The following is a 16,258-nucleotide window of genomic DNA, read 5'->3' on the forward strand; positions in this document are numbered from 1 at the left end:
CATCACAACGGCCGGTTCAGCACCGCCGGTCCCTTGACCATGGTGACAGCGAAGAAGAGTACGACGAGCACGCCGAGCGCGAGTGCGATCGCGATCGAGCGGTTACGACGGCTCCGCTTCTGCGCCTCGGTGAGGACGATTCCATCTGGATCTTGTTTGTCGGCCATTCCGTTATCATGCGCCCCCTACCATCGGAGCAAGCGCCCGGAAGACGACCTCGGCGAGGAGGGTCGCAAACAGCGCGAACAGATAAAGGATGGAAAAAGCAAACAGCTTGCGGGTCGCGCGCAGCGACTGGCTGCGCTCGCGGCGCATATAGACATTGATCGCGAGCACCAGCATGCCGGCGCCAAGGATCAGCGAAGTGACGCCGTAGATGGCGTCGAAATAGCCGAGCGCCCAGGGCGCCGCGGCCACCGCGATCAGGACGACGGTGTAGAGCAGGATCTGCATCCGCGTCGCGTCGGGACCGGCGACGTTGGGCAGCATCGGAATGCCGGCGCGGGCGTAATCGTCGGAGCGGAACAGCGCCAGCGCCCAGAAATGCGGCGGCGTCCATAAGAAGATGATGGCGAACAGCAGCAGCGGCTCGACGTCGACCGTGCCGGTCACGGAGGCCCAGGCCACCACCGGCGGCAGCGCGCCGGCGGCGCCGCCGATCACGATGTTCTGCGCGGTCCAGCGCTTCAGCCACATCGTGTAGACCACGACGTAGAAGAAGATGGTGAAGGCGAGCAACGCGCCTGCGATCCAGTTGACGAGGATGCCGAGCGTCATCACCGAGAAGAAGGCGAGCGTCATGCCGAACGCCATCGCCTCGGGCCTGGTGATACGGCCGCGCGGGATCGGCCGGTTCGCCGTGCGCGACATCTTGGCGTCGATGTCGCCTTCCAGCGCCATGTTGAGCGCACCGGAGGCGCCGGCGCCGACAGCGATGCAGAGCAGCGAGGTGATCGCCAGCACGGGGTGGAAATGCCCCGGCGCCATCGCCATCCCGACCAGCGCCGTGAAGATCACGAGCGACATCACCCGCGGCTTCAATAGCGCGATGTAATCACCAACCTCCGCCTCGGAGATCCGGGGACCGATATCGATGGCGTTATGATCGAGGACCGACACTTAATTTTACTCGCTTCGTTATAGAGCCGCGGCGCCCGTCTCAAGGCGCCGCGGGAGTTTGCTTACTGCACGCGCGGCAGCACTTCGAACTGGTGGAAGGGCGGCGGCGAGGACAGCGTCCACTCCAGCGTGGTCGCGCCGGCACCCCAGGGGTTGTTGCCCGCCGGCACCTTCTTCATGAAGGCGTCGAGCACGCAGTAGAGGAAGATCAGGACGCCGAAGCCGGAGATGTAGGAGCCGAGCGACGAGATCAGGTTCCAGCCCGCGAACGCATCGGGATAGTCGACGTAGCGGCGTGGCATGCCCGACAGACCGAGGAAGTGCTGCGGGAAGAACACCATGTTAACGCCGACGAAGGTGACCCAGAAGTGCGTCTTCGCCAGGGTCTCATTGTACATGTAGCCCGACATCTTCGGGAACCAGTAGTACCAGCCGGCGAAGATCGCGAACACCGCACCGAGCGACAGCACGTAGTGGAAGTGCGCGACGACGTAGTAGGTGTCCTGCAGCACGCGGTCGACGCCGGCGTTCGCCAGCACCACGCCGGTGACACCGCCGACCGTGAACAGGAAGATGAAGCCCACCGCCCAGATCATCGGGGCGCGGAACTCGATCGAGCCGCCCCACATCGTGGCGATCCAGGAGAAGATCTTCACGCCGGTCGGAACCGCGATGACCATCGTGGCGGCGACGAAATAGGCCTGCGTCGCCGACGACATGCCGACCGTGTACATGTGGTGCGCCCACACCACGAAGCCGATGCCGCCGATCGCGACCATGGCGTAGGCCATGCCGAGATAGCCGAACACCGGCTTGCGCGAGAACGTCGACACGATCTGGCTGATCATGCCGAAGCCCGGCAGAATCAGGATGTACACCTCGGGGTGACCGAAGAACCAGAACAGGTGCTGGAACAGCACGGGGTCGCCGCCGCCGTCGGGCGCGAAGAAGGTGGTGCCGAAATTGCGGTCGGTGAGCAGCATGGTGATCGCACCGGCGAGCACGGGCAGCGACAGCAGCAGCAGGAACACCGTCACCAGGATCGACCACACGAACAGCGGCATCTTGTGCAGGGTCATGCCCGGCGCGCGCATGTTGAAGATCGTGGTGATGAAGTTGATGGCCCCCAAGATCGACGAGGCACCGGCAAGGTGCAGCGACAGGATCGCGAAGTCGACGGCCGGTCCCGGATGACCCGAGGTCGACAGCGGCGCGTACATGGTCCAGCCGGCGCCGACGCCGTTGCCGCCCGGCTCGCCCTCGACGAAGGTCGAGATCAGCAGCAAGGCGAAGGAGGCCGGCAGCAGCCAGAACGAGATGTTGTTCATGCGCGGGAACGCCATATCAGGCGCGCCGATCATCAGCGGCACGAACCAGTTGCCGAAACCGCCGATCATCGCGGGCATGACCATGAAGAAGATCATGATCAGGCCGTGGCTGGTCACGAAGACGTTGTAGGTGTGCGACTCGTGAAAGATCTGCACGCCCGGATACATCAGCTCGGCGCGGATCGCGATCGACATGGCCGCGCCGATGATGCCGGCGATGACCGCGAAGATCAGGTACATCGTGCCGATGTCCTTGTGGTTGGTCGAATAGACGTAGCGCCGCCATCCGGTCGGATGGGCGTGCTCGTCATGCGCGTGATCGCCGTGTGTCGCTGCGCTCGTTGCCATTTTCAAAATCCTGCCTTGCGTCCCATTCGGACCTTGTTGCGGTCCCGCCCTTCAAGTCGCGTTCAGTCCCCCTGCCCGGCGCCTATTGCGTCGGGCCGGCGGCGGAGGCGTAGGTGCTGGTGCCGCCGCTCGCAAACTTCTTCTTTGCCGACTCAACCCAGGAGGCGAACTCCTGGTCGCTCACGACGCGCACCGCGATCGGCATGAAGGCGTGATCCTTGCCGCAGAGCTCCGAGCACTGGCCGTAATACATGCCGGTCCTGGTCGCCTTGAACCAGGTCTCGTTCAGGCGGCCGGGGATGGCGTCGATCTTGACGCCGAAGGCCGGCACCGCGAAGGAATGGATGACATCGGCGCCCGTGGTCTGCACCCGAATCACCTTGTTGACCGGCACCACCATCTCGTTGTCGACGCCGAGCAGCCGCGGCTGCTTGTCCTGCGCGAGCAGCGAGTCGAACTCGAACTTGCCGTTGTCGGGATAGGCGTAGGACCAGTACCACTGCTTGCCGGTTGCCTTGATGGTCAGGTCCGCCTTCGGCACGTCGAGCTGGAGGAACAGGAGGCGGAACGACGGCACCGCGATGCCGACCAGGATCAACACCGGAACCAGGGTCCAGACCACCTCGATCAGCGTGTTGTGAGTGGTCCGCGACGGCACCGGATTGGCCCTCGCATTGAACTTGATGACCACGGTCACCAAGAGCGCCAGCACGAACAGCGTGATGACGGCGATGAGGACGAACAGGAAATTGTGGAACCAGACGATGTTGTCCATCACCGGGGTGGCGGATTCCTGCAGATGCCATTCCCACGGTGCCGGCTGCCCCAGCTCGGCAAATGCCGCACCGCCCGTCGCCAGCGTCAGGCCAGCTACGGCCAATCCCAGCAAGTGCCGGCCCATCCGGCCCATCGACATCCTCATGCCGTTCGCGCTCCCCTTACGAAATCACCCCAAGTGCATTCCCTTATTGATGGGGAACGCTTATTCGATCCGCCCGTCCGACAAACCGCCGCTCAAGAATACCTCTAAGAGGTAGTGGGGCCAGATCGCGAGAACGCCGAAATCAAGCCTCTCAAACCATAATTCTTGATCTATCGCAATGCAGTCTTGAGCCCTCTCCGCCAACCGTCACCCGCAAGATATTTCCCAGTAACATCAGACAAAAATACCGTTTCCCGGCATGCCGCGGCTTGACAGCGGGATTACCCGCGGTAGGCACTGGTCAATCGCCGCGTCGGAGCCTGATTCGCGCGGCGGCGAGGCTGCCGGCGCGGCGCGGGATTTGCTTGGGAAACGCCTTCAAGCCGCCGTCATTGCCGTATCAGTCCTCAGTGCGAGCGACCCAAGCGAACAGAGGGATCGACCCCGATGGGGCTTTCGACATGCGTGGCAAGGCCGGCCAACCGCCTCAGGACCCTCGCGGCCCTGCTGACCGCGGTCGTGCTCCTTGCCCTGCCCGGTCTCGCCCATGCGCAGGGCGCGGTGCGCTCCGTCCATGGCGACTGGCAGATCCGCTGCGACACCCCGCCGGGCGCCCAGGCCGAGCAATGCGCCCTGATCCAGAGCGTGGTCGCCGAAGACCGGTCCAATGCCGGCCTCACCGTGATCGTGCTGAAGACCGCCGACCAGAAGAGCCGGCTGATGCGCGTGGTCGCCCCGCTCGGCGTGCTGCTGCCCTCCGGCCTCGGCCTGAAGCTCGACAACCAGGACGTCGGCCGCGCCGGCTTCGTCCGCTGCCTGCCCAATGGCTGCGTCGCCGAGGTCGTCATGGATGACAAGCTGCTCGGCCAGCTGCGCAACGCCAAGACCGCCACTTTCATCATCTTCGAGACCCCCGAGGAAGGCATCGGCTTCCCGCTCAGCCTGAACGGGCTGGGTGAGGGGTATGACAAGTTGCCGTAGGGGGCGACTTCAACATTCGGTGTCGTCCCGGCGAAGGCCGGGACCCATACCGCGTGATCTATCCATCGCAGTCGGTGGTCGTCCCAACGACGGCCAGTTACTACTAGTCTTCGCCAAAGTCCTCCCTGGGGTTGGGTCCCGGCCCCCCGTGCGCAATTGCGCACTAGGCCGGGACGACGTTGGATGAAACCCGACGCAAATCTCAACCCGCGAAAATGCGTCAGCATTCTCGCGGCATGGTTTGCCAAGCTTTGCTCATCTCCTTGCTTGGACAGACTATGCGCAGTCGACGCGGTAAAGCTCGGTCTCGCACCAGCCGCAGCGATAGATGCGGCCTCTGCCGGCCACTGGCCCTACCAACGCCTTGCGCCGGCACGTCGCGCAAACGACGCCGTCCACCGTGTCGCAGCCGGGGTGGGCTGCGAGATAGGCCGCGCGCGTGGGATAGGATGTCCAGTAGCGGCGATAAATGAGCTGATTGGCAAGCAAGACCAAACCCAGCACGGAAAAGCCGATGATCAGGCCGTGATACTGGTCCCAGAAACCAAGCAGGGAATTCCACATGCTTTTGCCGGCGGCTCCGACCCAAGGGTTCGCCCGTCATAGCCGAAAAACTTGAAAGCCGGCTTAAGGCGAAGGCCCACCTATCGTTTCCGTAATGTGACGGTCGGCCCCTCGCGGAACGCACCGGAAACCATTATCTTGCCCAACATCCCCCGATAATGGACGGACGCATGACCAACCCTGCCACGACCTCCCTGCTCGACCGCGCCAATCTCGATCGCGACCAGGTTCGCAACGAGGTCGCGCGCGGGCTTTCGGGCGCTGACGACGGCGAATTGTTCCTGGAATACAGCCAGACCGAAGCGCTGATGTTCGACAATGGGCGGCTCAAGCAGGCGACCTACGACACCTCGCAGGGCTTTGGCCTGCGCGCGGTGAAGGACGATGCGGTCGGCTATGCGCATTCCTCCGACGTATCGCTGCCGGCGCTGATCCGCGCCGCCGACGCTGTGGCGGCCGTGCGCGGCGGCTACTCCGGCAGCTTCGCAAGCCCCCCTCCGCACACCAATGTGCGGCTCTACGGCGACGACAATCCGCTGGATGCGCCGGGCTTCGAGACCAAGGTCAAGCTGCTCGCCGAGATCGACGGGTACCTGCGCGACAAGGACCCGCGAGTGCGGCAGGTCAGCGTCAGCCTGGGCGCGACCTGGCAGGTCGTCGAGATCCTGCGCCCCGACGGCGAGAGCTATCGCGACATCCGCCCCCTGGTGCGCGTGAACATCTCCGTCGTCGCCGGACAAGGCGACCGGCAGGAGAGCGGCAGCAAGGGCTACGGCGGCCGCGCCGGCTATGCCGAATTCATCGAGTCCAGGAGCTGGCGCGAGGCTGCCGACGGCGCGCTGCGCGAGGCGCTGGTCAATCTGGAATCTGTCCCGGCACCTGCCGGAGAAATGGACGTCGTGTTGGGCGCCGGCTGGCCCGGCGTGATGCTGCATGAAGCGGTCGGCCATGGCCTCGAGGGCGACTTCAACCGCAAGAAGACCTCGGCCTTCGCCGGCCTGATGGGCCAGCAGGTCGCAGCGAAAGGCGTCACCGTTGTCGACGACGGCACCATTGCTTCAAGGCGTGGCTCGCTCTCGATCGACGACGAGGGCACGCCGACCAACCGCACCGTGCTGATCGAGGATGGCATCCTGGTCGGCTACATGCAGGACCGCCAGAACGCGCGCCTCATGAACATGAAGCCGACCGGCAACGGACGCCGCCAGGGCTATGCCCACGTGCCGATGCCGCGCATGACCAACACCTACATGCTCGCCGGCGACCGCGAGCCGGGCGAGATCATCGCCTCGGTGAAGAACGGCGTGTTCGCCGCGAACTTCGGCGGCGGCCAGGTCGACATCACCTCGGGCAAATACGTGTTCCAGTGCACCGAGGCCTATAAAATCGAGAACGGCAAGATCGGCGCGCCCCTGAAGGGCGCCATGCTGATCGGCAACGGTCCCACCGACCTGCATCGCATCCGCATGATCGGCAATGACCTCGCGCTCGACACCGGTATCGGCACCTGCGGCAAGAACGGCCAAGGCGTGCCGGTCGGCGTCGGCCAGCCGACGCTGCTGATGGAACGCATTACGGTCGGAGGCACCGGCGCATGAGCGTAGAGAAAGTGACTGCGACCACCAGCAAGCCGAAGACAAGTACCTGGCGCGGGCAGATCGTGCAGCTCGCCGGCATCGTCGCCGCCGTGTTCATCGCAAAGGGCGCGCTGGCCGAGCCGTTCTACGTGCCGTCCGGCTCGATGGAGCCGACGCTGCTGATCGGCGATGCGCTGCTCGCCTCGAAATTCCCCTATGGCTACGGCACCTCGTCGCTGCCGATCCAGATCAACCTGCCCGAAACCGGCCGCGTGTTCGCAGAAACACCGAAGCTCGGCGACGTCGTGGTGTTCCGCTGGCCCGGCGACCGCTCGCAGGCCTGGGTCAAGCGCGTCGTCGGGCTACCCGGCGACCGCATCCAGATGCGGCAGGGCCAGCTCTTTATCAACGACCGTCCCGCCGAGCTGAAGCCGGACGGCGTCGGTGCGGCCGAGGACGACAATGGCGGTAGCGAGCCCGCCCACCGCTACGTCGAGACGCTGCCGAACGGCGTATCGCATCTGATCTTCAAGATGCGCGACAACGGTCCGCTCGACAACACACCGGAGGTGACGGTGCCCGCCGGCCATCTCTTCGTGCTCGGCGACAACCGCGACAATTCCGCCGACAGCCGCGTGCCGCTGCGCTCCGGTGGCGTCGGGCTCTTGCCAATCGACAATCTGGTCGGACGCGCCGATGCCGTGCTCGGCTCCTGGGATCTCGGGATGCGCAGCCAGCCGGTGTGGACCTGGCTGTCCGGCTTCCGCCTCGCGCGGTTCTTCACCGCCGTGCACTGAGCCTCCGCTCATGACCTTCGACGACGTCAGAAAGATTGCGCTGACGTGGCCGGAGGTCGAGGACGGCACCTCCTACGGCACGCCGGCACTGAAGGTGCGCAAGAAGATGCTGGCGCGCCTGAAGGAGGACGGCGACAGCCTGGTCATGCCGGATGTGCCGATCGACGAGCGCGCGATGCTGGTCGAGAGCCAGCCGAAGATATTCTACTTCACTGATCACTACGCCGACTATCCGATCGTGCTGATCCGCCTGTCCAAGGCGAAGCGCGCGATCGTCGAGCCGTTCCTGCGCCGACGCTGGCGCGGGCTCGCATCCAAGGCGGTGCTGGCGAGCTATGATGCGCGCGAGGGCGCGTGACCGACGCCATGGATGAATTTCTCCGCCGCGAATTACGCCGCGAAGGCCGCGCGATGGAAGGCGCTGTGGCCAGAGCTCACGGTGATCGCGGTGGAGTGAGAGGCCGGTAGGGTGGGTTAGCGAAGCGTAACCCACCTCTTTCGCTTCCGCGGAGACAAACAGTGGTGGGTTACGCCTTCGGCTAATCCACCCTACGCGACCGAATGTTTGGCGCGCAGCCGGGCTTACCGCACCACACCCGACGCGAACCCCGCCTTCCTGCGCGGCGGCTTGATTTCCTTTTTCAGGAAGCAGCGCGCTTCGCGGCCGGTGTAGCCGGGACGGGCGAAGGTGAAGGCGCGGCACTTGTTGTCGGCGGTGCAGGCGGCCTTGCAGGCCTCCACGCCCTCGCCGGCCTTGAGCTCGAAATTGCGCAGATCGCCACCGGGACGGTCGATCGACGTCTCCACGCCCTCGATCCGCGGCTCGATCACGCCGGCACCACGCACGCCGGAGATGCAGCAGCTTTCCGGCACGCGCGGCGGCACCGTGTTCTTGAGCCAGCACAACGCCGATCCACCTTCGATATCGGGATAGCTGAAGCTCCAGGACCGGCAACGGCGGTCGCGCTCGCACAGCAGCGCACAATCCTCCGGATCGCCCGAGGTCACTGGCGTGTTGAAATAGTCGCCACCGGGCCGGTCGAACGCCGTCTGGGCGCGCACAGGCAGGCACGCAAGCGCGAGCACCAGCGTGACGCATGCCACGACGCTTGCCATGACGGCCCCAGGCAGGAGGCCCTTCCCCATCCGAACAGCTTTCGAGTTATTGACGACGCTCAGGTTTTTTCAGCCGACCATTTGATCGCCGCAAACCTGTATGGGCGATGAACGGCCTAAACCGTGGGCGTTGGTCTATCGGACTAGAAAGCGTAGTCCTCGTAGGCCGGTTCCACCGAGCCCTTCCAAGGTCCGTTGAATTTGTCCAGCATCTCCTCGGCCGGTGTTCGGCCGGCATCGATGATGCGGTCGAGCGGCTCGAGATGGCGGGTTTCGTCGCGGCCGAGATGGTCGATTCGACCCCGCCGACGCAGGCCGGCATGTGCCAGAACGAGGCACTCCTTGGCGATCTCGAAGAGATAGCGGTCCTTGATCCGCGCCTTGAAGCCGAAACGCGGCACGTCGTCGCGCAGCGCCTGGCGTTCATGCGCGGACCAGTGCTTCACGATCTCCCAGGCGGCATCGAGTGACACATCGTCGTAGAGCAGCCCGACCCAGAACGCCGGCAGCGCCGGCAGCCGGTCCCACGGGCCGCCGTCGGAGCCGCGCATCTCGAGATAACGCTTCAGCCGCACCTCGGGGAAAATCGTCGAGAGGTGGTTGGCCCAGTCCGACAGCGTCGGACGCTCACCGGGCAGGTTGTTGTTGCGACCATCGAAGAAGGCGCGGAACGAGGAGCCGGACATGTCGATGTATTCGTCGCCGCGCTTGACGAAATACATGGGCACGTCGAGCGCATAGTCGACATAGCGCTCGAAGCCCATGCCGTCCTCGAAGGCAAAGGGAAGCATGCCCGAGCGCGCGTTGTCGGTGTCACGCCAGATCTCGGAGCGGAAGGAGAGGAAGCCGTTCGGCTTGCCCTCGGTGAAGGGCGAGTTGGCGAACAGCGCGGTCGCGACCGGCTGGAGCGCGACCGACACCCGCAGCTTCTTGACCATGTCGGCTTCTGAGGAGAAGTCGAGATTGGTCTGCACCGTGCAAGTCCGGTACATCATGTCGAGGCCGTATTGGCCGACCTTCGGCATATAGTTGGTCATGATCTTGTAGCGGCCCTTGGGCATCACGGGGATGTCCGAGCGCGACCAGGACGGCGTCATGCCGAGACCGAGGAAGCCGATGCCGAGCGGCGCTGCGATCTCGCGCACTTGCGCCAGATGCGCCATCAGCTCGGCCTGCGTCTGATGCACGTTCTCGACCGGCGCGCCGGAGAGCTCGAACTGCCCGCCGGGCTCGAGCGAGATCGCGCCGCCGCCGGTGACGTCGTAGAGCCCGATGATGTTGCCCTTCTCCATGATCGGCTCCCAGCCGAGCAGGAGCTTCATGCCTTCGAGCAGCGCGCCGATGCCGCGCGCGCCCTCGTAAGGCACGGGCCGGTGCCCTTCGAGCGTGAACGGCGTCTTCTCGTGCTCGGTGCCGAGGCGGAATTCGGAGGGGTCCTTGCAGCCGGCCTCGAACCACGCAACGAGCTCATCGCGCGATTGCAGCGGCGTCATATCGATCTGGTCTCGCGCCATATCAAACTCTAATCAAAAGCGCTTCGACCGAACGCGCGGGTGACAGGGATGGTCCGCGAACCGTTGGGTGCGCGGCCGTGTTGGTTTGCCGCGCGATCATCGCGACGGCGTGCTTTCGTGGACGGACGGCAGTTTCATCTCGCCGCAAGAGCAGCCCAGGCGGTCGAGCAGGGCGCTGAGCTTGACGGCGTCGGTATCGGAGAGTTTCGAGCCGACATATTTCTCGATCGCGGCGGAATAGGCGCCCCACATCCGCTTCTGCAACTCACGCCCCGCTTCCGTGATCTCGACGAACTGGCCGCGCTTGTCGATCTTGCATTCGCGCCGGGAGGCAAGCCCCTCGTCGACCAGGCGGTCGATCAGCCGCGAAGTCGAATATTGCGGGATCAGCATCTGCCGCTCCAGCTCCACCGGCCGCAGTTCGCCGGACGGAGCGCGCGACAGTTCCAGGAGCGCGTCATACCAGGCCAGAGGCGGAAAGCCGGCCTTCTTCAGGTCCTGCTCGACGCAGTCGAGCACACGGCTCTGCACCCGCATCAGGCGGATCCAGGCGGCCGTTGCCTCGGTCGATGGTTTGCGTTTCATGATTCCGCTCAAACTCGTCGCCCGCTCTTACTCCATTCGATGCACGTGCATCAATCTTGACTATTACATGCAAGTGCATGTAGGCGTACTTTCGCTCCAACCAAGCGTCAAGAGGAGGAAATTCCATGAAACTGTATTATTCACCCGGCGCCTGCTCACTGTCCCCCCACATCGCGCTTCTGGAGGCCGACCTGCCCTATGAGCTGGTCAAGGTCGATATCCGCGCCAAGAAGCTCGAAAATGGTGAGGATTACCTGAAGGTGAATCCGAAAGGTCAGGTCCCCGCGCTGGGCCTCGACAGCGGAGAGATCGTGACTGAAGGACCGGTCATTGTCCAGATGATCGCCGACCAGGCTACGGCTAAGGCGCTGGCGCCCGCCCGCGACAGTTCCGAGCGTTACAAGCTGCTGGAGTGGCTGAACTTCCTCACCTCGGAGGTACACAAGAGCTTCAGCCCGCTGTTCTCGCCGGTGCTCGCCGACGACGCCAAGGCGTTCTTCAAGGATCGCGTCATGGGCAAGCTGAAATATATCGACGGCCAGCTCGCTGGCCGCGACTATCTGATGGGCAACCAGTTCACGGTCGCCGACGGCTATCTCTTCACGATGCTGACCTGGGGCGACCGCATGAAATTCGACCTCTCGGCAATGCCGAACCTTACCGCCTACAAGGCCCGCGTCGCGGCGCGGCCGAAGGTGCAGGAAGCGCTGAAGAAGGAAGGGCTGGCGCAGGCGGCCTGAGAGCCGGCCTGCCATCAAGCTCCGAAGGGCCGGATCCATGATCCGGCCCTTTCTATTGGCCTATTGGCGCCGTCGGAAATGCGCCCCCCAACGGGGTACCTCCCCTTGGACTTATGAATTAAGGTTCGCCAAGTGTAAGTAGTGCTGCCTTGTTACCGCCCAGGAAGCCGGCAAAGCTGATCGGAGCTGATTGAGGATTGTTTTTGCTCTTTTCGGAGTTGAACTTGACGATTGCCTTGGTCCTGATCGTTGCAAGTGCGTTGGTGGGAACAGCGATCGGCCTTTTTTTCAAGTTTTGGGCTCTGATCCTGATCTCACCATTGATCGCAATCTTTTCCGCGGTCGTGCTCCGGTTCTACGAATTCGGCCTCGTTAAGGGCGTCGCCGTCACTGCTGCCTGCCTTGCCGTCTGCCAGCTCGCCTATGTGGCTACGGCCTATCTGCTGCACGCGCGGGAAATCTCATTTCATGACGAGATCGACGGCGAGCCAGGCGAGCAGAGCGAGCAGAAAATCCGCCGCCAGCACAAGTAACGCCAGCATTGCCCAAAACACCGGCCCCTTGCGGCGCAGGCGCGCAGGCTTCTGCTGCGGCAAGAGGCGGCTTGGTAAGGATGGAATCGCGTATTTTGCCGTCAGATCACGATCGATCGCAGTCTTCTGGAGCACCAGAGAGTTCATTGCGGAACACTTTCTTCGTTGATTTTCAACTTGCCCGTTGATCGGCGCGTCCCAACAAGGTTGCTGAACAGGTTCCTGACCTGGTCCGGCAGCAAGAGTAGTGCCATGGGTGAGCAAAAGGACGGCGCCGCTTTGGCGCGCATATGACAACATGCGCGACACCGCGGCGTTCCAACCCTGCAAGCTTTTCCGGCTGAGTTCTGTGACGGGTTCCACAAACCGGAGAAAAAATCCAGACACGCGTTGGCGGCGATGGGCCGCGTGGCATTCGCGCCGCTCGGATTAGTGATTCGACACGACGAATCAGAAAGGCCGGATCGGTGATCCGGCCTTTTTCATTTCACTATCGGATGCGTTGCCCGGATGGAGCGAAGCGTAATCCGGGCTGCACAAGTACGTCTTAGGCCGCCTTCTTCGGCGCGAAGCGTCCGTAGAAGGTTTCGCCCTTCGCGGCCATCTCCTCCAGAAGCTTTGGCGGCGTGAAGCGCGAGCCGTATTTGGCTTCGAGCTTGTGGCAGAGCTCGACGAACTTCTTCGCGCCCATGAAGTCGATGTAGGACAGCGTGCCGCCGGTGAACGGCGCGAAACCGAAGCCGAGGATCGAGCCGACATCCGCTTCGCGCGGATCGGTGATGACGTGGTCCTCCACCGTGCGCGCGGCCTCCACCGCCTGCACCACCAGGAAGCGCTGCTTCAACTCCTCGACGTCGAGCGTATCGGGGTCAAGCTGCTTCGGCTGCAGCGCGGAGAGACCCGGCCACAGGCTCTTCTGGCCCTTGCCCTTCTCCGGATAGTCGTAGAAGCCCTTGCTGTTCTTGCGGCCGAGCCGGCCCTGCTTCTCGACCATCTCCACCATCAGCTTCTTCTGATCGGGATTGATGGCGTTGGGGCCGAGATCGGCCTCCGTCGCCTTCATGATCTTGAGGCCGAGGTCGAGCGCGACCTCGTCGGACAACGAAAGCGGGCCGACCGGCATGCCGGCCATCTTGGCGCAGTTCTCGATCATCGCCGGCGGCACGCCCTCGAGGAACATCTCGTTGCCTTCGGCGACGTAGCGGCCGACGCAGCGGTTGGCGAAGAAGCCGCGGCTGTCGTTGACCACGATCGGCGTCTTGCCGATGGTGCGGACATAGTCGAGCGCGGTCGCGAGCGCGACGTCGCCGGTGTTCTTGCCGAGGATGATCTCGACCAGCATCATCTTCTCGACCGGCGAGAAGAAGTGGATGCCGACGAACTTGCCCTGGTCCTTGAACGATTCGGCAAGCGAACTGATCGGCAGCGTCGAGGTGTTGGAGGCGAAGATCACATCCGGCTTCAGATACTGCTGTGCCTTGGCAAAGGTCTCGGCCTTGACCTTGCGGTCCTCGAACACGGCCTCGATGACGAGGTCGACGTCCTTGAGTGCTGCGTAGTCGGCGGTCGCCGTGATCCGCGCAAGCAGCGCTTCGGCGTCAGTGGGCTTGGCGCGGCCCTTTTTGATCTGCTCCTCGATCACCTTCTGCGCATGCGCCTTGCCCTTGTCGGCGCTCTCCTGGTCACGGTCGATCAGGACGACGTCGAGGCCGGCACGGGCCGAGACGTAGCCGACGCTCGCGCCCATGAAGCCGGCGCCGATCACGGCGATCTTCTTCACCTTGGTCGGCGGCACGTCCTTCGGACGACGCGCACCCTTGTTCAGCTCCTGCATCGACAGGAACAGGCTGCGGATCATCGCGGCCGCTTCCTTCGAGCGCAGCACGGAGGTGAAGTAACGCGACTCCACGCGCAGCGCGGCGTCGATCGGCAACTGGAGGCCTTCATAGACACAGCTCATGATCGCGCGCGCGGCCGGATAGTTGTCGTAGGTCTCGCGGCGATAGATCGCGTTGCCGGCCGGGAACATCATCATGCCGTTCTTGGAGAACACCGGACCGCCGGGCAGCTTGAAGCCCTTCTCGTCCCACGGCGCGACCGCCTTGCCGCCGGCCTTGATCCAGTCCTTCGCCGCCTTGATGAGGTCGGCGGCCGGCACGATGGCGTGAATGAGGTTGAGCGCCTTGGCCTTCTCGATCGTCACCGGATCACCCTTGAGCAGGATGGTCATCGCATCCTGCGGCGGCACCAGGCGCGGCACGCGCTGCGTGCCACCGGCGCCGGGGAACAGGCCGACCTTGACCTCGGGCAGGCCGAGACGCGTCTTGGGATTCTCCGCCGCCACGCGATAGTGGCAGCACAGCGTGATCTCGAAGCCGCCGCCGAGCGCGAGGCCGTTGATCGCGGCCGCCCACGGCTTGCCGGAGGTCTCGATGGAGCGCAGCACCTGCGAGAAGCGCCGGCTCTGGTCGAACAGCATCTGGTTCGCCGCGGTCTCGCCCTGCTCCTTGAACACCTTGGCATAGGCCTGGTTCATGCCCTCGAGCATCGAGAGGTCGGCGCCGGCGCAGAACGCATCCTTGGCGGAGGTGATGACGACGCCCTTCACCGCGGCGTCAGCCGTGGTCTCCTTGACGATCGCATCGAGCTCGCTGGTCGAGGTCTCGTCGAGCACGTTCATCGAACGGCCCGGGATGTCCCAGGTGACGAGCGCGATGCCGTCGGCGTCGGTCTCTACTTTGAAATTCTTGAAGGCCATGTGGTGCTCCCTCGGTGCCGCAGCCGATCTCAGGCGCGGCGGTTGACTTAAGATCTCGTAGGTGGGTTAGCCGAAGGGTAACCCACCATTCCACGGCGAAAGAAGAGATGGGTTACGCTTCGCTAACCCACCCTACGCAGCGACGGCGTTACACCCGCTCGATGATGGTCGCCGTTCCCATGCCGCCGCCGATGCACAACGTCACCAGCGCGGTGGACTTGTTAGTGCGCTCGAGCTCGTCGAGCACGGTGCCCAAAATCATCGCGCCGGTCGCGCCAAGGGGATGGCCGAGCGCGATCGCGCCGCCATTGACGTTGATCTTGGCGTTGTCGATGTCGAAAGCCTGGATGTAGCGCAGCACGACGGACGCGAAGGCTTCGTTCAGCTCGAACAGGTCGATGTCCGACTTCTTCATGCCGGAGCGCGCGAACAGCTTTTCGGTGACGTCGACCGGACCGGTCAGCATCATCGCGGGCTCCGAGCCGATATTGGCGAAGGCGCGGATCTTTGCACGCGGCTTCATGCCGTACTTGCTGCCCGCCTCCTTGCTGCCGAGCAGCACGGCGCCGGCGCCGTCGACGATGCCCGAGGAGTTGCCGGCATGGTGCACGTAGTTGACGCGCTCGATTTCCGGGTGCGACTGCACCGCGACGCCGTCGAAGCCGCCCATCTGCGCCACCATAGTGAACGCCGGCTGGAGCTGCGCCAGCGACTGCATCGTCGTCGAGGGACGCATGTGTTCGTCCTTGGCGAGGATGGTGAGGCCGTTGATGTCCTTCACCGGCACGACTGAGTTGTTGAAGCGGCCCTCGTCCCAGGCCTTGCCGGCGCGCTGCTGGCTCTGCACCGCATAGGCGTCGACGTCGTCGCGCGAGAAGCCGTACTTGGTGGCGATCAGGTCGGCCGAGACGCCCTGCGGCATGAAGTAGGCCGGCACCGCCATCGAGGGATCCATCGGCCAGGCGCCGCCGGAAGCGCCGATGCCGACGCGGCTCATCGATTCGGCACCGCCACCAATCACCAGTTCATGCTGACCGCTCATGATCTGCGCGGCCGCGAAGTTCACTGCGTCGAGGCCGGAGGCGCAGAAGCGGCTGATCTGCACGCCCGGCACGGCCTCGCCGAGGCCCGCTTTCAGTGCCGCGAAGCGCGCGATGTCGGAGCCCGCTTCGCCGACGGGATCGACCACGCCGAGCACGACGTCATCGACGGAGTCCTCCGGCAGGTTGTTGCGCTCCTTCAGCGCCTTCAGCGGCACGGTGGCGAGCGCCAGCGCGGTCACCTCGTGCAGCGCGCCGTCCGGCTTGCCGCGGCCACGGGGGGTGCGGACGTGATCGTAGATGAATGCCTCAGGCATAACGCCCTCCTGATATGAT

17 protein-coding genes and 1 pseudogene are annotated in these 16,258 nt (G+C 64.1%); 7 read left to right on the forward strand and 11 right to left on the reverse strand.

Features of this window, described 5'->3' with window-relative positions; genetic code table 11:
* Window positions 1-2 precede the first annotated feature (2 nt).
* The 4 genes from AYJ54_RS05290 to coxB all read right to left on the reverse strand — a co-directional run bounded on the left by AYJ54_RS05290 (window position 3) and on the right by coxB (window position 3,717).
* Window positions 3-167, reverse strand: coding sequence for a hypothetical protein (locus AYJ54_RS05290; RefSeq protein ID WP_063697114.1), 165 nt, complete (start codon window positions 165-167; stop codon window positions 3-5).
* Between the two features lie 7 nt (window positions 168-174).
* A complete protein-coding gene (locus AYJ54_RS05295) occupies window positions 175-1,119 on the reverse strand; it encodes a heme o synthase (RefSeq protein ID WP_063697115.1) in 945 nt (314 codons plus the stop codon).
* Between the two features lie 62 nt (window positions 1,120-1,181).
* The gene (ctaD, locus tag AYJ54_RS05300; protein WP_063697117.1) at window positions 1,182-2,795 is read right to left on the reverse strand and encodes a cytochrome c oxidase subunit I; all 1,614 of its coding nucleotides are present in this window, start codon (window positions 2,793-2,795) and stop codon (window positions 1,182-1,184) included.
* Window positions 2,796-2,877: 82 nt separating this feature from the next.
* Window positions 2,878-3,717, reverse strand: a complete 840-nt coding sequence (gene coxB, locus AYJ54_RS05305) for a cytochrome c oxidase subunit II (protein ID WP_063697119.1) — start codon at window positions 3,715-3,717, stop codon at window positions 2,878-2,880.
* Window positions 3,718-4,164: 447 nt separating this feature from the next.
* On the opposite strand from coxB, the gene AYJ54_RS05310 reads away from it, so the two are divergent.
* A complete protein-coding gene (locus tag AYJ54_RS05310; protein WP_063697121.1) occupies window positions 4,165-4,698 on the forward strand; it encodes an invasion associated locus B family protein in 534 nt (177 codons plus the stop codon).
* Window positions 4,699-4,974: 276 nt separating this feature from the next.
* On the opposite strand, the gene AYJ54_RS05315 is transcribed toward AYJ54_RS05310, so the two are convergent.
* On the reverse strand, window positions 4,975-5,262 hold the full coding sequence (locus AYJ54_RS05315; RefSeq protein ID WP_063697122.1) for a hypothetical protein: 288 nt from the start codon (window positions 5,260-5,262) through the stop codon (window positions 4,975-4,977).
* Between the two features lie 170 nt (window positions 5,263-5,432).
* On the opposite strand from AYJ54_RS05315, the gene tldD reads away from it, so the two are divergent.
* The 4 genes and pseudogenes from tldD to AYJ54_RS53860 form a co-directional block, all read left to right on the forward strand.
* On the forward strand, window positions 5,433-6,860 hold the full coding sequence (gene tldD / locus AYJ54_RS05320) for a metalloprotease TldD (protein ID WP_063697155.1): 1,428 nt from the start codon (window positions 5,433-5,435) through the stop codon (window positions 6,858-6,860).
* Window positions 6,857-7,636, forward strand: coding sequence for a signal peptidase I (gene lepB / locus AYJ54_RS05325; RefSeq protein WP_063697123.1), 780 nt, complete (start codon window positions 6,857-6,859; stop codon window positions 7,634-7,636). Before tldD ends, lepB begins: the two co-directional genes overlap by 4 nt.
* Before the next feature lie 10 nt (window positions 7,637-7,646).
* Window positions 7,647-7,994, forward strand: a complete 348-nt coding sequence (locus AYJ54_RS05330) for an MmcQ/YjbR family DNA-binding protein (protein ID WP_063697124.1) — start codon at window positions 7,647-7,649, stop codon at window positions 7,992-7,994.
* A pseudogene (locus tag AYJ54_RS53860) lies at window positions 7,995-8,093 on the forward strand (nucleotidyltransferase family protein); the annotation flags it as partial.
* A gap of 125 nt (window positions 8,094-8,218) precedes the next feature.
* On the opposite strand, the gene AYJ54_RS05335 reads toward AYJ54_RS53860, so the two are convergent.
* From AYJ54_RS05335 to AYJ54_RS05345, 3 genes are all read right to left on the reverse strand, one after another.
* On the reverse strand, window positions 8,219-8,782 hold the full coding sequence (locus AYJ54_RS05335) for a PAN domain-containing protein (protein WP_063697125.1): 564 nt from the start codon (window positions 8,780-8,782) through the stop codon (window positions 8,219-8,221).
* Window positions 8,783-8,895: 113 nt separating this feature from the next.
* Window positions 8,896-10,266, reverse strand: coding sequence for a glutamate--cysteine ligase (locus AYJ54_RS05340; protein ID WP_063697127.1), 1,371 nt, complete (start codon window positions 10,264-10,266; stop codon window positions 8,896-8,898).
* A 96-nt stretch (window positions 10,267-10,362) separates the two neighbouring features.
* Complete coding sequence (locus AYJ54_RS05345) at window positions 10,363-10,851, reverse strand: MarR family winged helix-turn-helix transcriptional regulator (RefSeq protein WP_063697129.1); 489 nt, start codon at window positions 10,849-10,851, stop codon at window positions 10,363-10,365.
* A 125-nt stretch (window positions 10,852-10,976) separates the two neighbouring features.
* Here AYJ54_RS05345 and gstA point away from each other — a divergent pair, with 125 nt between their 5' ends.
* Window positions 10,977-11,591, forward strand: coding sequence for a glutathione transferase GstA (gene gstA, locus AYJ54_RS05350; protein WP_063697131.1), 615 nt, complete (start codon window positions 10,977-10,979; stop codon window positions 11,589-11,591).
* Between the two features lie 224 nt (window positions 11,592-11,815).
* Entirely contained in the window at window positions 11,816-12,124 is a 309-nt protein-coding gene (locus AYJ54_RS05355; protein ID WP_082905492.1) for a hypothetical protein, read from the forward strand.
* On the opposite strand, the gene AYJ54_RS51990 is transcribed toward AYJ54_RS05355, so the two are convergent.
* The 3 genes from AYJ54_RS51990 to AYJ54_RS05365 form a co-directional block, all read right to left on the reverse strand.
* Entirely contained in the window at window positions 12,053-12,433 is a 381-nt protein-coding gene (locus tag AYJ54_RS51990; protein ID WP_245328898.1) for a hypothetical protein, read from the reverse strand. The two genes, AYJ54_RS05355 and AYJ54_RS51990, sit on opposite strands and share 72 nt — an antisense overlap.
* Window positions 12,434-12,671: 238 nt before the next feature.
* On the reverse strand, window positions 12,672-14,882 hold the full coding sequence (locus AYJ54_RS05360; protein ID WP_063697133.1) for an FAD-dependent oxidoreductase: 2,211 nt from the start codon (window positions 14,880-14,882) through the stop codon (window positions 12,672-12,674).
* A gap of 148 nt (window positions 14,883-15,030) precedes the next feature.
* Window positions 15,031-16,239 (reverse strand): acetyl-CoA C-acetyltransferase, encoded by a 1,209-nt coding sequence (locus AYJ54_RS05365; RefSeq protein ID WP_063697135.1) that lies wholly within the window; start codon window positions 16,237-16,239, stop codon window positions 15,031-15,033.
* Window positions 16,240-16,258 lie beyond the last annotated feature (19 nt).

The organism is Bradyrhizobium centrolobii (assembly GCF_001641635.1).
GTDB classification, from domain to species: domain Bacteria; phylum Pseudomonadota; class Alphaproteobacteria; order Rhizobiales; family Xanthobacteraceae; genus Bradyrhizobium; species Bradyrhizobium centrolobii.

Excerpts from the sequence above, each read along its gene's own strand:
- AYJ54_RS05290 (WP_063697114.1), bottom strand. The coding sequence starts at position 167 with ATGGCCGACAAACAAGATCCAGATGGAATCGTCCTCACCGAGGCGCAG.
- AYJ54_RS05310 (WP_063697121.1), top strand. The coding sequence starts at position 4,165 with ATGGGGCTTTCGACATGCGTGGCAAGGCCGGCCAACCGCCTCAGGACC.
- AYJ54_RS05330 (WP_063697124.1), top strand. The coding sequence starts at position 7,647 with ATGACCTTCGACGACGTCAGAAAGATTGCGCTGACGTGGCCGGAGGTC.
- AYJ54_RS05345 (WP_063697129.1), bottom strand. The coding sequence starts at position 10,851 with ATGAAACGCAAACCATCGACCGAGGCAACGGCCGCCTGGATCCGCCTG.
- AYJ54_RS05340 (WP_063697127.1), bottom strand. The coding sequence starts at position 10,266 with ATGGCGCGAGACCAGATCGATATGACGCCGCTGCAATCGCGCGATGAG.
- lepB (WP_063697123.1), top strand. The coding sequence starts at position 6,857 with ATGAGCGTAGAGAAAGTGACTGCGACCACCAGCAAGCCGAAGACAAGT.
- AYJ54_RS05360 (WP_063697133.1), bottom strand. The coding sequence starts at position 14,882 with ATGGCCTTCAAGAATTTCAAAGTAGAGACCGACGCCGACGGCATCGCG.
- AYJ54_RS05365 (WP_063697135.1), bottom strand. The coding sequence starts at position 16,239 with ATGCCTGAGGCATTCATCTACGATCACGTCCGCACCCCCCGTGGCCGC.
- coxB (WP_063697119.1), bottom strand. The coding sequence starts at position 3,717 with ATGAGGATGTCGATGGGCCGGATGGGCCGGCACTTGCTGGGATTGGCC.
- ctaD (WP_063697117.1), bottom strand. The coding sequence starts at position 2,795 with ATGGCAACGAGCGCAGCGACACACGGCGATCACGCGCATGACGAGCAC.
- AYJ54_RS05335 (WP_063697125.1), bottom strand. The coding sequence starts at position 8,782 with ATGGGGAAGGGCCTCCTGCCTGGGGCCGTCATGGCAAGCGTCGTGGCA.
- gstA (WP_063697131.1), top strand. The coding sequence starts at position 10,977 with ATGAAACTGTATTATTCACCCGGCGCCTGCTCACTGTCCCCCCACATC.
- AYJ54_RS05315 (WP_063697122.1), bottom strand. The coding sequence starts at position 5,262 with ATGTGGAATTCCCTGCTTGGTTTCTGGGACCAGTATCACGGCCTGATC.
- tldD (WP_063697155.1), top strand. The coding sequence starts at position 5,433 with ATGACCAACCCTGCCACGACCTCCCTGCTCGACCGCGCCAATCTCGAT.